A 14,428-nucleotide genomic window follows, 5' to 3' on the forward strand; every position below is an offset into this window, starting at 1 on the left:
ACCTGACCCTGTCGCTCGGGGGTCTTAAACGACCGCAACGGGGCGAGGGTTGCTCGGTCGGGCGAACCGGTTCGGTCAGGAAGCGATGTAGCCGATCGACCGCGTCGCGACGTCTTCGATCCGTCTATCGACGAGGGAAGTCATGTGAAACTCCACCGCGGCGGCGTCGTTGAGAGTTACGAGCGACCACGGGAGGACGTGACTCCGCTTCCCGAGAGCGTCGCTCTCGTAGTCGCCGTCTCGAAGCTTGATCGACTCTTCGTGGAGATCAGAACGGTAATGAGCTGCACGCCGTGCTCGGGGAACCGAGGCGTTCCGAGAACGAGCATCGGTCGGCCCTTGTCCGAAAGCGGATCGTCTCCCCAGACGATGTCACCGTGTTTCAGCTCCTCGAAGGCCGTCACTGTATTTCCTCCATCTCTTCGGTCCGCAGTTCTTCGAGGTGTTCTTCACCGTACTCCTCATCTGCGGCCTCGTGGAGTTGGTGAAGTCGATACGCGGATCGGAGTCGATCCTCGTCGTCGGTGATCGCCCAGTACGGACTCTTGTGACGGACGAGGCCGCGGTCTTTCAGTCGCGAGAGGATCGCACTGACCGCGTCCGTGTCCAATCCGAGCCGTTCGGCGACCGTCGCCGCCTTCCACGCGCGGTCGTCGTTCTCGCTGAGGAACGAGACGATCCGTTCGGTGTCGGTCGGCGTCTCGAACCCGTCGCCGTCGGCGTCCTCGAACTCGTCGATATCGATCGTACCGCTCGACATAGAGGCATGTTGGCACTGTTGGCTAATAGCTGTTTGGTACATTTGCCTCGTAATTCGAGAGCTATTCTTGACTGCCGGACCGGAAGGGACTCACACTCGCGCCTTCAGCTCCACCCGATACCCGAACGGGTCCCTGACGTACACCGCCCCGGCCTCTCCGGTCGCGCCGAGCGGCGAGTCGAGCGTCTTCTCGACCTCGACGCCGGCCTCGGCCAGCTCGGCCTCGACCTCCTCGATCGGCTCCTCGACGACGACGGCGACGTGGTCGTAGTTCGTCGCCGTCGGCGGCTCGAACTCGTCGGTCGGCCAGCAGTGGATCACCCCGGTCGCCGACAGCCGCACGTCGAAGAACGGCTTCTCGCCGGCCGCGTACAGCGCGTCCTCGATCCCGAAGCCGAGCCGCTCGCCGTAGAACCCCCGCGCGTCGTCGGCGCCGTCCTCGGGGATCCTGAGGTTCACGTGGTCGATGTGGCGTGCCTGCATGTGACTCGGTTCGGCGCCGGAGCTCAAAAGTCGACGGGAATCCCCGGACGCGAGATCGGTCGTGTGACGTATACGGATGGAACTGAACCCGTCACACATGACCGACCTCGATCGATCCGCGCTCGTCGCCGCCGGTATCGGCCTCGTCGCGCTCGGCGGCGTCGGACTCCTCGCGCTCGTCGTCGGGTTTCCGGCCGCGAGCACGACCGGTGCCGGCGGGATGACGGGCAGCGGTGGGATGACGGGCGGCGGGATGATGGGCGGTGGCGGGATGATGGGCGGGTCGGGGCTCTTCCCGTTCGTCCTCTTCTCGCTCGCGTTCCTCGCGTTCGCGGCCGTCCTCGCGCTCGGCTACGTCGGAGTCCGAGCGATCGCGGGCGCGGGCGGAGACGACGGCGTCGACGAGGAGGCGGAACTCGATCCGATCGCCCGGCTCCAGCGACGGTACGCGGAGGGCGAACTCACCGAGGCCGAGCTCGAACGGGCGCTGGACCGCGAACTCGCCGACGAGACGGTCGACGAGGGGGGCGACCCCGCGGGCGCCGAACGCTCTGCTCCGGTGCGGGAACGGTAGCGGCGAGCGGTCGGCGCGGGCCCGGTCAGGCGAACGCGCGGAGGATCCCCGCGCCGTCCGTGCTCCGACCGAGGTCCGGGAGCGTGGCGCGCTCGGGGTGGGGCATGAGGACGGCGACCGTCTCGCGCTCCCCGAGGACGCCGGCGACGTTGTCGGTGGAGCCGTTCGGGTTGGCCGCGTCGGTGACGTTCCCGTCGGCGTCGCAGTAGCGGAACAGCACGCGGTCGTCGGCGACGAGGTCGGCGTGCGCGTCCTCGCCGATCTCGAAGCGCCCCTCGCCGTGCGCGATGGGGACCTCGATCACGTCGCCCTCGTCGTAGGCGGCGGTCCAGGGCGTGTCCGCGCGCTCGACGCGCAGGCGGACCGGCTCGCACTGGAACCGCGCGGAGGCGTTGGTGGTGAACGCGCCGGGCGTCAGCCCGGACTCGGCGCCGATCTGCGCGCCGTTGCAGACGCCGATCACGGGGACGCCCGCCTCGGCCGCGGCCCGGACCTCGGCCATGATCGGGGCGCGGGCGGCCATCGCCCCGGCGCGCAGGTAGTCGCCGTACGAGAAGCCGCCGGGGAGGACGATCCCCTCCGTGTCGTCCGGGAGCCCGTCCTCGTGCCAGACCCGCTCCGCGTCGACCCCGAGGTGGTCGAGCGCGCGGACCGCGTCGCGGTCGCAGTTCGAACCGCCGAACTGAACCACCGAGACCGTCATCGCTCGGCGACCGCGACGTCGTAGTCGTGGATGGTCGGATTCGCGAGGAGCCGCTCGGCCATCTCGTCGGCGCGGTCAGCGGCTTCGTCGGCGTCGGCGGCCTCCAGGTCCACCTCGAACCGGTCGGCCGACCGCAGGTCCGACAGCTCGAACCCGAGGCGTTCGAGCGCCCGCTGGGTCGTCTCGGCCTCGGGATCGAGGACGCCCCGCTTCAGCCGGACCGTCACCGTCGCGGTGTATGCCGTCATGGCCGGTACTGCGGAGTCGTGTGTAAAAACCGTTTTGGAACGGCCCTTCTATCCATATTCGTGGATACATATCGGTCGATCGTGCGAGACGCGGCTCGGTCCAGAACGAAAGGGGCAAACCCCTCCGCGATCTGATCCCGGCGTATGCAGCCGTTCGAACCCGCGGAGGTGATCGTCGCATGACCCGCGAACTGACCGAGATCACGGTCGTCGGAGGAGACAAGACCGGACTCATCGCGCGGGTCACCTCCCTGCTGTTCGAGCGGGGAATCAACATCGAGGACCTCGACCAGGCGGTCCGCGAGGGCGTCTTCCGGATGACGACCCGCGTGGACGCCTCCGAGATGGACACCTCGCGCGGCGAGCTCCGGCGCGCGCTCGCCGAGCTCGGCCGCGAGCTCGACGTCGACATCCAGGTCCGGTTCCCGAGCGACCGCGACGCCCGCCGGATCGCGCTCCTCGTCACGAAGGAGACGCACGCCCCCGAGGCGCTGCTGGAGGCCGAGGCCAACGGCGACCTCGCCGACGACGGCGAGGAGGCCGAGATCCCGGTCGTCATCGGCAACCGCGGCGACCTGCGGTCGCTCGCGGAGCGCTACGACAAGCCCTTCTACGACGTGGGCGACGGGAGCGGGAACACCGACGAGGAGCGCCTGCTCGACCTCCTGGCCGAGTACGACGTGGACCTGATCGCGCTGGCCCGCTACATGCGGATCCTCTCGCCGGAGGTCGTCTTCCGGTACGAGGGCCGGATCATCAACGTCCACCCCTCGCTGCTGCCGGCGTTCCCCGGCGCGGAGGCGTACCGGCAGGCGAAGGACGCCGGCGTCCGCATCGCGGGCGTCACCGCCCACTACGTGACGACCGACCTCGACCAGGGGCCCGTGATCGCCCAGCGCGCCTTCGACGTGCCCGCCGGCGCCGAGGTCTCGGAGATCAAGCGCCGCGGGCAGCCGCTGGAGGCCGACGTGCTGCTCGACGCCGTCCGGCTCCACCTCGCCGACGCGATCGCGATCCACCGCGGCACGGTCCACGTGCGCGAGGACGCCGACGTCGACGCCCAGCTCGGGCTCAGCGAGGCCGCGATCGACGCCAACCCCGACGAGCCGGTCGACGGCGAGCCGCTGTCTCGCTCCGGGACGCCGCCGGTCGAGAGCGACTGACCGGCGACGGCCGGAAGCGACCCGCCGTCCCGTTCGACCCCTTTTAAACCACCGGGCGCGTAGAACCGACAGTGTCGACGACCGGTCCCCTCTCGCGGTTCGCCGCCGACGCCCGCGCCGCCGTCGGGCGCGACGAGCGCCTGATCCTCCTGTTTCTCCTGTTGCTCTCCCTCGCGGCGCTCGCGGTCTTCCTCCACTACACGACGCTGATCCTCGACGGGCTTCCGGACGTGATCCCCTCCGCGGTTTCGCGGCCGTGAGGGGGCCGCAGTCGCGATCGCTCGCTCACGACCCGTCGCCGTCGTCGCTCTCCTCACCCTCCTCGATCGACTCCATGACGCGGGCGTGGAATTCCTGCAGCACCGCCGACTCGTCGTCGGCGAGCACCGTGTCGGAGTCGACGAGCGTCGCGAGCCCGAACGAGAGCGGCGTCGGCGAGTCGACGGCGTGGCGCACGACGTCGACGTCGCCGTCCGCGACCGCGCCGAGCACCTCCCGGATCCCCGCGACGTCGAGCCGGTCCTCCAGCAGCTCTCGGTACGTCTCCTCGGCGACGGCGAACTCGTCGAGCTCGTCCGCGAACGAGAGCAGCATCTCGGCCGACACCTGCTGTTCGGCCGCGGTCTTCTCGTACCCCTTGTACCGTTTCAAGATGAGCAGCGAGCGCGCCGCGTCGATCCGGAAGTAGCGCTGGTGGAGGTCCGTCCCCCGCACCGCCTCGCGGAGGTCCTCCCGGACCGTCTCGGGGTCGAGGCCGCGGAGGATCGCGGCGACGTCGACCTTGCGGTTCAGCGGGAGCGCGAGCGAGAAGCCGCGGTCCGCGACCGCGACGGCGACGTTCGCGTCCGTGCGGTCCGCGACCGCGGCGGCGACGAGCCGCGAGAGGCCGTCGTTGAACCGCCGGCCGTAGTTCGAGTGGACGTAGAACCGGCGCTTGTACTCGGCGCGGTCGAGCTCCTCCTCCACGACGAGCCGCGAGGGAGTGGGAACGCTCTCCTCGCCCGCGTACGCGACCTGCTCGTCGTAGGTCCGCGCGATCGCTCGGACCGCGTTCTCGTCGAGGGGGAACTCCCGGAGCCGCGCGCGGACCGCCGGCGGCCCGCCCGCTTCGAGCCGGTCGAGCAGCTCGCCCTGGAACGCCAGCACCTCCCGCGCGAGGTCGTACGACAGGGGCAGCCGCTCGGAGTACCACGAGGGGACGGTCGGGCGCTCGCTCGTCCGGTCGACGTACACCTTCGAGCCGCGGCGGTACCGGAAGGCGAACCGCTCGCCGCCGAGGGTGAAGACGTCGCCGGACTCCAGGGTGTCGAGGTAGCTCTCGTCGAGCGTCCCGACCGGCTCCCCGTCGCGCGTGAGCACCTGACAGCTGAACGAGTCCGGGATGGTGCCGACGTTCGTCATGTAGATGACCCGCGCCAGCCGGCCGCGCTTCCCGACGAGAAGCTCGCCGACCGGGTGCCCCTCGTGGTGGTGTTCCCCGCCCGGCGGGTCGTTCTCGTCGCGCCACACCTTCGGGTAGACGTTCCTGTCTTCGAGCCCATCGTAGTCCGCCGTGAGGTACCGCATGAGGCGCTCGTACTCGTCCTCGCCGAAGCCGCGGTACGGGTGCGCGCGCCGGAGCGTCTCCCGGACCTCGCGGTCGGGGCGGATCCGGTTTATCGCCATCCCGTAGACGTGCTGGGCGGCCACGTCGTAGGCGCCCTCGGGGAGGAAGACGCGGTCGACGAACCCGTCCTCGGCGCGGGCGAGCATCGCCGCGCACTCGACCAGCTCGTCGCGGTCGAGCGCGAACAATCGCCCCTCGACCGTCTCGCCGGGGCTGTGGCCCGCGCGGCCGACGCGCTGGAGCAGCGCCGCGACCGACTTCGGCGACCCGACCTGGACCACCAGGTCGAGGTGGGGCATGTCGATGCCGAGCTCTAGGCTCGTCGACGTGGTCACCACGTCCAGCTCGCCCGCCTTCAGCCCCTCCTCGATCCGGGTGCGCTGCCCCTCGCCGAGGCTCCCGTGGTGACAGCCCGAGTCCGACTCGTCGTAGCCGAAGCGCTCGCGGAGCTCCTGCAGGGTTCGCTCCGCGCCCGACCGGGAGTTCGTGAACACCAGCGTGTTCTCGTGGGACTCGATCAGCTCGCGGAGCGACTCGTAGAACCGGTCGGTGACGACCGACCTGGGGGTGTGGATCAGGTCGGCCGCCGGCGTCCGCAGTTCGAGGTCGAACTCCCGGACGAACCGCGCGTCCACCAGCTCGTACGGGCGCGGTTCGAGCCCGGACTCGTCGCCGACCTCGCCCGCGACGCGCTCGCGGCCGACGAGGAACTCGGCGACCTCGTCGAGCGGCTCGACCGTCGCCGAGCAGCCGATCCGAGTCGGCGAGCCGTCGGCCAGCTCCGTCAGCCGCTCCAGCGAGACGGCGAGGTGCGTGCCGCGCTTGTTCGCGGCCAGCGAGTGGATCTCGTCGACGATCACGTACTCGACCGTCCGGAGCTTCTCCTTGAACTTCGGGGAGTTGAGCAGGATCGCCAGCGTCTCCGGCGTGGTGTTGAGCACGTGCGGCGTCTCCTCCAGCATCGCCCGCCGGTCCGCCTCGCTCGTGTCGCCGTGCCGGATCGCCTGGCGGACGTCGGGGTCGGCGTCGTCGCCCGGTTCGCCGGCCTTCGACAGCTCCGCCGCGATCCCCTCGATCGGGGCCTCCAGGTTGCGCTTGATGTCGTTCGCGAGCGACTTCAGCGGCGAGACGTAGAGACAGTACACCGAGTTCTCCAGCCCTCCCGCCCGCTCGCGGGCGAAGAGGTCGTCGAGCACGGCGGTGAAGGAGGCGAGCGTCTTCCCGCTGCCGGTCGGCGCGGCGACGAGGCAGTTTCTCCCCTCGTCGACGTGGGGAATGGCCTCGCGCTGCGGCGGCGTGAAGAAGCCGCCGTTCTCGCCGACGTACGCGCCGAACTCCGAGACCCACCAGCGGCGGACCGGCGGCGAGAGGCGGTCCAGCACGTCGGCGTCCGGGAGCGGCACCGTCTCCGGATCGAACTCGACGGCGGGGGCGTCGCGTCCGGCGAGCGCCTCGCGGAGGAGCGCCCGCGCGGACGGGCGCTCCGCGCCGCGGTCCGTGAGTTCCGTCACTACCGCGTACGTGGGCGCGCGAAGGGATATCGGTTGCGTCGGTGGTCGCGCGCTCGCCCGCGTCGGCGACCGTACCGAACCGCCTCGTTTATCCGCGGTCCGTCCGTGGCGCCGCACGTATGAGTGGAACCTCGCCGGCGACGGAGCGGGAGATAGACCGCAACCTGTTCGTCACCGTCTCGGGGCCGCCGGGGTGCGGGGCGACGACGCTGGTCGAGGGGCTCGCGGAGGCGCTCGACTGCGGCTACGTCTCCGGGGGGGAGCTGTTCCGCGAGATCGCGGCCGAGCGCGACATGAGCCTCTCGCAGCTGATCGCGAAGACCGGCGAGTCGGAGGAGATCGACCGCGCGCTCGACCGGCGGCTCCGCCGGATCGCCGAGAAGTGGGGGACCGCCAACAAGGCGTTCGTCCTGGAGTCGCGCCTCGCCGGGTGGATCGCCGGGAACCGCGCCGACGTCCGGATCTGGCTCGACGCGCCGGACGAGGTGCGCGCCGACCGGACGCTCGACCGCGAGGAGATGACCTCGGAGATGCAGGTCCGCGAGGTGATAGAGGAGAAGCGCTACAAGTCGTACTACGGGATCGACCTCTCCGACCGGTCGATCTACGACCTCGCGATCAACACGGGGCGGTGGGACGTCGAGACGACGCTCGACGTCGCGCTCACCGCCATCGAGGGGTACGACGTCGAGGCCGACGAGGGCGCGTTCGACACGCCCGACTTCGAGATTTAGGGAGTAGCCTTTCTGGCCGCGACCCCGCGCCTACAGCGTGATCACGTGGTCGACGCCGACCTCGCCGAGCGCCGCGTAGAGGTCGGGGAAGCAGCCGACGGTCGCCCCCTCCACGGTGTTCGTCGGCTCGTAGCGGTCCCGGCCGTGCTCGTCGGTGCGGTCGAACTCGGCGAGCCCCCGGCGGGTGGCGCACTGGTCGCACAGCATGAGGAGGATGTCCCGCTCGGCCGCCACGTCGGCGAGCCGCTGGCCCAGGGGATCACCCTCGCGGAGCGCGTACGTGTTGTCGTGGAAAAAGAACATCCCGACCACGTCGGCGCCGTGGGCCCCCGCCTCCAGCTGCGGGAGGATCATGTCCCCGAGCACGTAGTCGATGGTCTGTCCGGCCGTCGCGAAGACGTACGCGACCTTCATACCGCGGGGACGACGGGACGGGACATCGCTCCGCGGGCATCGGCAGGATTCCCCGCCGTCTGTGACGAGTGGCGCACCGGTGGGGGTCGAGCGTCGCCCGCGGCGGGAGCGGGTCCGCAGCGGGAGCGAGCCCGCGGCGAGAGCGAGTCCGCGGTCAAACGACGACGGAGCCGAAGGGGTACGCCCCAGTCTCCGCGGTCCAGACCGGCCCCGCCTCGACGTCGACGAGCGAGACCCGGTCGTCGTCGTAGTGCGAGACGACCAGCCGGTCGCCGACGCGGGTGGCGACGAGGCCCGGCGCCGGCGTCTCGACGACGGCACCCAACAGCGACCGGAGCCCGGGCGCGGCGGCGTCGAGCACCCACCACTCCCCGCCGATCCGGAACAGGTCGACGGGGCGGTCGAACCCCTCGTGGACCGCGACGACCCCGAGGTCGCGGTCGAACTCGTGGACGACGCCGTCATCGCGACCGGGCACGAAGACCCGGTCGGCCGTGACGACGAGGTCGTACGGGTCCGCGCCGACCGCGGCCTCCCCGAGGACCGGCTCGTCGGTCGGGGCGCCCGCGCCGTCGCGCCGGACGAGACCCCCGTCCGTATCGAACGCGACGATCCGAGCGCCCGCCTGGTCGACGGCGTAGCCGCGGTCGCCGTCGGGGCCGACCGCGACGCCCTGCACCCGGGCGTCGGGCCCGACGCCGACGGCGCCGAGCCGCTCGCGGGCGACGGGGTCCACGACGTCGACGACGCCCTCCCGCCGGCTGCCGGCGTAGAGCCGACCGCCGTCCGGGGCGACGGCGACCTCGTGTGGCTCGGCGCCGACCCCGATCCGGGTGACGAGCGTCCGTGACTCGGGGTCGACGACGGCGAGCGCGTCGCCGGCGGTACAGGAGACGAACAGCTCGCCGTTCGCGGTCGCGAAATGCGTGGGGCCGAGCACGCCGGTCTCGACCCGCGAGACGGCGCCGTCCGGGTCGACCGCGGTGACCGCCCGCTCGCCCATCGTCGCGACGAAGGTCCGCCCCGCGGCGGTCGTCGCGTGGACCGGGTGGCTGCCGACCGGGACCTCGCCCAGCGGCTCGCCGTCGGCGAGCGCGAACAGCGCGAGGACGTCGTCGCCCTCGCAGGGGACCGCGACGACGCGGTCGGGCGGGCGGTCGGAGTCGCCCGCGTCGCCGCGGTCGGCCGCCCCGTCGCCCGTCATCCCGTACAGGAGAAGTCGCCGCTGCTGTCGTCGCCGCCGACGCTCCCCTCCGTCTCGATCACGACGCTCGTCGCGGTCTCGACGGGGTAGCGGCCGCGGTCGCCCTCGACGTTCGCCCACTCGCCGAAGCCGCCGTCGTACACGCGCACGTCCTCGAAGCCGATCGCCCGGAGCGTCAGCCACGTCGACGTGGGGTCGACGTTGTCGTCGCCGTAGACGACGACGGTGCCGGACCGGTCCAGCTCGGCCCGGTTCTCGTACAGCCCCACGAGCTCGCCCGGGTCGGTCATCCGCCGGCCGGAGACGTTGCCGACCCAGTGGACGCCGATCGCGCCCGGGAGGTGCCCGTGGCGGTCGTTGTCGGGGTTCAGGGCGTCGGCGGCGGGCGCGCCGAGGTACGCCTCCGGGGCGCGAACGTCGACGAGGCCGGGGCCCTCGCCGTTGAACGTCCCGAGGCGATCGGCGAGCCAGTCGCGGGTGACCCACGCCGACTCCGCGGGGTCGGGATCGTACTCGGTCGGCGTGACCCGGTCTCGGGAACCGGTCCCGAGCCGACCGTTCCAGCCCGAGAGGCCGCCGTTGAGGGCGCGGATCGAGCCGCCGTGGCCCAGCGCCGCGAGCGCGAACGCGGTCCGGGTCACCCGGGACCCGACGCTCGCGCCGTAGACGAGGACGTCGTCGTCGGGCGACACGCCGACCTCGCCGAACGCGGCCGCGATCGCCTCGACGTCCGGAACCAGGCCGGCGCCGCTCGACTCCCGGCCCGTGATCGCGTCGAACGGGACGCGCCTGGCGCCGTAGATCCGCTCCTCGCGGAAGCGCTCGGCGTTCCGCGCGTCGAGGACGACGACGTCCCCGCGGTTGTCGGCGAGCCAGCTCGGCCCGACGAAGTGGGCGACGTTCCCGCTCACCTCGTACCGCGCGGCGACGTCGGCCGGGGTCGAGACGCCGAGGCAGCCGGCCGTGCTCGCCGCGCCGGCGACCGTCGCGCCCGCCGCGGCCCGGAGGAGCCCGCGACGGGTCGACGCCGGGTCCGGCTCCCGCTCGTCGCGGGCGTCGTCGGCGCTCCCGTCGTCGGGGTCGTCGTCGACGTCCCCGTCGTCGGACGCGCTATCGGGGGTCATCCGCAGTAGCAGTGGTCGTCCATGCACCACGAGGCCTCCATCTCGCCGAACGTGATCCCGAGCGAGGCGAGCGACGCCTGCACCCGCGACACCGCGTCCTCCTCCGGGCGAACGGTGCCGGCGACCGCGCCGGTGGGCGCCTCGCCGGCCTCGACCGTCGCGACGACCTCGCGGCTCGCGTGGTCGATCACGGCGACCTGGTTCGCGTCCTGCACGGGGACGTACAGCTTCTCGCGGTTCGGCCCCCAGGCGCCGGCGATGCTGCTGCCGCCGACGTCGAGGGTGGTCGCGTACTCGTTCGCCTCCAGGTCGATCACGCCGACGCCCTCGCCGGGGATGAAGAGGTACGCGGCCGTGTTGTCGGGGGCGACCTCGCTCGTGATCGGCGCGCCCGGGAGCCCGTCGTCGCGGGTGACCTTCGCGATCTCCTCCGGGCTCTCCGGATCGGAGATGTCCCAGACGCTCTCGGAGCCCTCGCGGGGCACCTCGGGGTCGCCGCCGAGCGTCCCCTCGCCGTTCTCGACGAGGAGGAGCTCCCCGTCGAAGGAGGCGGTGCACATGAACGGGAGGACGTTGCCCTCGGTGACCGGCTCGCCGGCGTCGACCCGGGTCACCGTCTCGAAGGGGTCGACGCTCAGCACGCGGATCGCCTCGTCGGCGACGTCGACGACGAAGGCGTAGTCGCCGTCCGGGCCGAGCGTCATGTCGCAGGGACCGACGTAGCCGGTCTCGATCTCGGCGGTCACCTCGCCGAAGGCGTCGCTGTCGCGGTCCGCGTCGACGCGGAAGATGGCGTGGTTCTCGTCGCCCTCGGGCGCCATCCCGGTCGTCCCGCCCGAGGCGATCAGGAGGTGCTCGCCGTCGGGCGTCACGTTCGGGTAGTTCGGGCCGTACCCCGTCTCGACGAAGGCGAGCTCCTCCAGCGTGCGCTGGTCGAACGCCCGGACGCCGCCCGAGACGTTCAGCCAGAGCACGTCGTGCTCGTCGTCGATGCCCGTGGCGTACTGGTTGGCCGGGAAGGAGGCGGTCGTGCCGAGGAACGCGGTCGTGAGCAGCTCGTCGCTCTCCGTGTCGATGACGCTCAGCGTCCGGTCCCCGTTGTTGAAGACGAACATCGTCGGCGCGGGCTCGTCGCCGCCCCCGCCGTCGCTTCCCCCCGAGCAGCCGGCCAGCGCCGTCGTCGCGCCGACGGCCCCCGAGGCCTGCAGGAGGCGCCGCCGGTCGATCCCGTCGGCGAAGGGGTTCCGCCGGTCGTCGTTGGCCAGCTCGCTCCCCTTCGCGGGGCGCGGTCCCGCGCCGCCCGACGCGCCGGGGCCCCCGTCGGCCGAGGCGCTCGACGCCGCGTCGTTCGCTCCGCAGCCGCAGTCGTCGCTCATACGCCCACGACGCGGCTCGCGCGTAAAGGGCTCTCGGACGCGCGCTTCGTTGCCCCGTGTGTCACATAGGAGCAAGTGTTGCTCGTTCCTCCGACCGGTGCGCACCGTTACCGTCTTCAGCGACGTTTTAGGTGCGGGCGCACTCCGCTCCGGTAATGATGCTCTCGCCCGTCGCTTACGTCGGGATCTCGGTCGCGGTCGGGCTCTCGTTCGGCGTGCTGTTACAGAAGGCGCGGTTCTGCTTCGTCAGCGCGTTCCGCGACTTCGTCGCGTTCAAGGACACCCGCGTGTTGAAGGGACTGCTCGCCGGCATCGCGGTGATGACCGTCTTCTGGAGCGTCCAGGCTACGTTCGGCTACTTCCGCGGTTTCTGGACGCCCGCGTGGGGGCTCGGCTCGCTGTTCGGCGGCTTCGTCTTCGGGCTCGGGATGACGCTCGCCGGCGGCTGCGCCTCGGGCACCCTCTACCGCGCCGGGCAGGGGTACCTCCAGTTCTGGCTCGTCCTCCTGTTCATGTTCGTCGGCTACGTCCTCTTCGCGTTCGCGTTCCCGGTCGCGGAGACGTACTACTTCCAGACCCTGAACCCGTTCGAGGGGCAGACGCTGTACCTCTCGCTCCCGTTCTCGCCGGCGATCACGGGCGCGCTGGCGGTCGCGGTCGGCACCCTCGCGTACGCGTTCGTGAAGGGGAGAAGCGCCCTCCCGGACGACCCCTCCGGCGGGACCGGCGTGGGGGCCGACACCCGCGCGCAGGCCGCGCTCGGCGCCTCCCGGACGCTCTCGGCGGTCTCGGTCGGACTGCGCGGCATCGCCGACGGGACCGTCGCGTACGCCCGGGGGCTCCGCGACGACGACCGGCCCCTCGCGGTCCGGCTCCGCGACTCGTGGGACGCGCGGACCGCGGGCGTGGCGATGGCGCTCGTCGCGAGCCTCTGGTTCTACGTGCACGGCCACTGGGCGATCACCGGGAGCGAGGCGCGCTGGGCCGGCTACCTGCTCGCGGGCGCCGGGTTCGACGTCGCGAGCGTCGAGTACTGGGGGTCGATCCTGTTCCGCGACGGCGACGTCTCGCTGACGATCGACATGATCATGATCGCGTCGCTGATCGTCGGCTCCTTCCTCGCCGCGTACGCCTCCGGCGACTTCCGGGTCCGGAAGCCGAAGCTGAACCGGGTGCCCAACTACGCCGTCGGCGGGCTCCTGATGGGCGTCGGCTCGCGGCTCGCGGCCGGCTGCAACATCGCGAACCTCTTCTCGGGGGTCGCGCTGCTGTCGATTCACTCATTCCTGGCCGGCGCGGGGATCATCCTCGGCGTCTACGTGATGACCCACTACATGTACCGCGAGGTCGGCTGCGCGATCTAAGAGGAATTCTCGACCGGATTCGAAGCCGCTGATCGGGACGACTACGGGCCGATCTGTAAGGACGTGGTATCTCTTGAAGCCGTATGCACGCTCCTCTGAGAAACCACCGCGGAGAACATCTCCAAAGCCCCAGCCGGCTCCGGTCGAGGGGCTCGCTGCGGTCCTCAATCACTCGCTGCGCTCGTTCTCTGCGGTCCTGGCGTCGCCCGTCTTCCCGGAGCCGGCTGCCCCTTTGAGTCCCTCCCCCGCACAGCCCCGCAACCGCAGCCTCACGCCTCCCCAGCCTCGTCGGTGGTCCTCCGCGTTGCTCCGGACCACCGACTCCCTCGCACGCGCTGACTCGCGGCCGCCGGGGGCGGCCGCTCGCAGGCGCGCGCCGCCGCACCGGCATAGTCAGTACCGAATCGGCGCCGACGACTCTCGGCCGTGAAGCCTCTCAAAGACGAGAATACCAGCAAAAACTTCGACCGCCGGCTCAGGCGTCAGCCGCCGCGCCGGTCTCCAGCTCGAAGTCCCACTCCTCGTAGCCGCCGGACATGCTGGCGACGAGCACGCCGTCCTCGACGCCCTCGTAGCTCTGGATCAGCATCGCGGCCTGCTTCGACGACTGGCCGACCGGACAGGCGCAGACCACGTCGGTGTCGTCCCAGTCGATGTCGGGGACGCGGGAGGGGAGGTCCCCCAGCGGCACGTTGATCGCGCCGGGGATGTGCCCCTGCTCGTACTGTTCGGGCGGTCGCGTGTCGATGACGCGGACGTCGCCCTGCTGGACGCGCTCGTTGACTTCCTCGGGGGTGAGTTCCTCGACCATGATCATTCCTTCCGCATGAAGATGCGGTAGCGGCCGTCGCCGGACTTCCACACCTTGGCGGTCGCGTCGTCGCCGACCGCCTTCGGGACGTTCTCCGTGCTCGGGACGTGGTCCGTCTTCTGGACCAGCACGTCGCCGGGCGAGAGCCCCGCGATGGCCTTCTTCGCCTCGACCTGGGGGTACGGGCAGACCTCGCCGGTCATGTCCTGTACCTCGGTCGCGTCCGCCAGGAGCGACTCGGCGGTCTCGTCGTCGAGCTCGTCGGGCATCTCGACGACGTCGTCCCACGATGGTTGACTCATACGGACCGGTACGCGTCTCGCCCGGTAACCCCTTTCGTGTGCGGCAGGCTT

The 14,428-nt window shown here is 71.3% G+C and carries 16 protein-coding genes and 1 pseudogene; 5 read left to right on the plus strand and 12 right to left on the minus strand.

Features of this window, described 5'->3' with window-relative positions; all coding sequences use genetic code 11:
• Window positions 1–75: 75 nt before the first annotated feature.
• The 3 genes and pseudogenes from NO900_RS12390 to NO900_RS12400 form a co-directional block, all read right to left on the minus strand.
• Window positions 76–404 (minus strand): annotated as a pseudogene (locus tag NO900_RS12390) (PemK-like protein).
• Complete coding sequence (locus tag NO900_RS12395) at window positions 401–760, minus strand: MarR family transcriptional regulator (protein WP_256409532.1); 360 nt, start codon at window positions 758–760, stop codon at window positions 401–403. Before NO900_RS12395 ends, NO900_RS12390 begins: the two are co-directional and overlap by 4 nt.
• A gap of 90 nt (window positions 761–850) precedes the next feature.
• The gene (locus NO900_RS12400) at window positions 851–1,243 is read right to left on the minus strand and encodes a VOC family protein (protein ID WP_256409533.1); all 393 of its coding nucleotides are present in this window, start codon (window positions 1,241–1,243) and stop codon (window positions 851–853) included.
• Window positions 1,244–1,319: 76 nt separating this feature from the next.
• On the opposite strand from NO900_RS12400, the gene NO900_RS12405 reads away from it, so the two are divergent.
• Window positions 1,320–1,817, plus strand: coding sequence for an SHOCT domain-containing protein (locus tag NO900_RS12405; RefSeq protein ID WP_256409534.1), 498 nt, complete (start codon window positions 1,320–1,322; stop codon window positions 1,815–1,817).
• Window positions 1,818–1,842: 25 nt separating this feature from the next.
• Here the strand turns inward: NO900_RS12405 and purQ are convergent, their stop codons facing one another.
• On the minus strand, window positions 1,843–2,520 hold the full coding sequence (gene purQ / locus NO900_RS12410) for a phosphoribosylformylglycinamidine synthase I (protein ID WP_256409535.1): 678 nt from the start codon (window positions 2,518–2,520) through the stop codon (window positions 1,843–1,845).
• On the minus strand, window positions 2,517–2,768 hold the full coding sequence (gene purS, locus NO900_RS12415) for a phosphoribosylformylglycinamidine synthase subunit PurS (RefSeq protein WP_256409536.1): 252 nt from the start codon (window positions 2,766–2,768) through the stop codon (window positions 2,517–2,519). The genes purQ and purS overlap by 4 nt, the downstream gene beginning before the upstream one ends.
• A 179-nt stretch (window positions 2,769–2,947) precedes the next feature.
• Here purS and NO900_RS12420 point away from each other — a divergent pair, with 179 nt between their 5' ends.
• Together NO900_RS12420 and NO900_RS12425 are read left to right on the plus strand one after the other, a co-directional pair.
• A complete protein-coding gene (locus NO900_RS12420; RefSeq protein ID WP_256409537.1) occupies window positions 2,948–3,931 on the plus strand; it encodes a formyltetrahydrofolate deformylase in 984 nt (327 codons plus the stop codon).
• A gap of 71 nt (window positions 3,932–4,002) precedes the next feature.
• Window positions 4,003–4,191, plus strand: coding sequence for a hypothetical protein (locus NO900_RS12425; RefSeq protein ID WP_256409538.1), 189 nt, complete (start codon window positions 4,003–4,005; stop codon window positions 4,189–4,191).
• Between the two features lie 25 nt (window positions 4,192–4,216).
• Here the strand turns inward: NO900_RS12425 and NO900_RS12430 are convergent, their stop codons facing one another.
• Complete coding sequence (locus tag NO900_RS12430) at window positions 4,217–7,048, minus strand: ATP-dependent helicase (RefSeq protein ID WP_256409539.1); 2,832 nt, start codon at window positions 7,046–7,048, stop codon at window positions 4,217–4,219.
• Window positions 7,049–7,167: 119 nt separating this feature from the next.
• Between NO900_RS12430 and cmk the strand changes: the two genes are divergently transcribed.
• Window positions 7,168–7,782, plus strand: coding sequence for a (d)CMP kinase (cmk, locus tag NO900_RS12435; protein WP_256409540.1), 615 nt, complete (start codon window positions 7,168–7,170; stop codon window positions 7,780–7,782).
• A 30-nt stretch (window positions 7,783–7,812) separates the two neighbouring features.
• On the opposite strand, the gene NO900_RS12440 is transcribed toward cmk, so the two are convergent.
• The 4 genes from NO900_RS12440 to NO900_RS12455 all read right to left on the minus strand — a co-directional run bounded on the left by NO900_RS12440 (window position 7,813) and on the right by NO900_RS12455 (window position 11,900).
• A complete protein-coding gene (locus tag NO900_RS12440) occupies window positions 7,813–8,196 on the minus strand; it encodes a SaoD/DsrE family protein (protein WP_256409541.1) in 384 nt (127 codons plus the stop codon).
• A 154-nt stretch (window positions 8,197–8,350) separates the two neighbouring features.
• Complete coding sequence (locus NO900_RS12445; protein WP_256409542.1) at window positions 8,351–9,400, minus strand: YncE family protein; 1,050 nt, start codon at window positions 9,398–9,400, stop codon at window positions 8,351–8,353.
• The gene (locus tag NO900_RS12450) at window positions 9,397–10,524 is read right to left on the minus strand and encodes a sulfurtransferase (RefSeq protein ID WP_256409543.1); all 1,128 of its coding nucleotides are present in this window, start codon (window positions 10,522–10,524) and stop codon (window positions 9,397–9,399) included. Before NO900_RS12450 ends, NO900_RS12445 begins: the two co-directional genes overlap by 4 nt.
• Entirely contained in the window at window positions 10,521–11,900 is a 1,380-nt protein-coding gene (locus NO900_RS12455; protein ID WP_256409544.1) for a beta-propeller fold lactonase family protein, read from the minus strand. The genes NO900_RS12450 and NO900_RS12455 overlap by 4 nt, the downstream gene beginning before the upstream one ends.
• Before the next feature lie 155 nt (window positions 11,901–12,055).
• Here NO900_RS12455 and NO900_RS12460 point away from each other — a divergent pair, with 155 nt between their 5' ends.
• Window positions 12,056–13,264 carry a YeeE/YedE family protein gene (locus NO900_RS12460; RefSeq protein ID WP_256409545.1) on the plus strand — a complete coding sequence of 403 codons (1,209 nt, stop codon included), beginning with the start codon at window positions 12,056–12,058 and terminating at the stop codon, window positions 13,262–13,264.
• 475 nt (window positions 13,265–13,739) lie between these two features.
• On the opposite strand, the gene NO900_RS12465 is transcribed toward NO900_RS12460, so the two are convergent.
• Window positions 13,740–14,075, minus strand: a complete 336-nt coding sequence (locus NO900_RS12465; RefSeq protein WP_256409546.1) for a rhodanese-like domain-containing protein — start codon at window positions 14,073–14,075, stop codon at window positions 13,740–13,742.
• Window positions 14,076–14,077: 2 nt separating this feature from the next.
• Window positions 14,078–14,377 (minus strand): sulfurtransferase TusA family protein, encoded by a 300-nt coding sequence (locus NO900_RS12470; protein ID WP_092565923.1) that lies wholly within the window; start codon window positions 14,375–14,377, stop codon window positions 14,078–14,080.
• Window positions 14,378–14,428 lie beyond the last annotated feature (51 nt).

This window comes from Halorubrum rutilum (assembly GCF_024494565.1).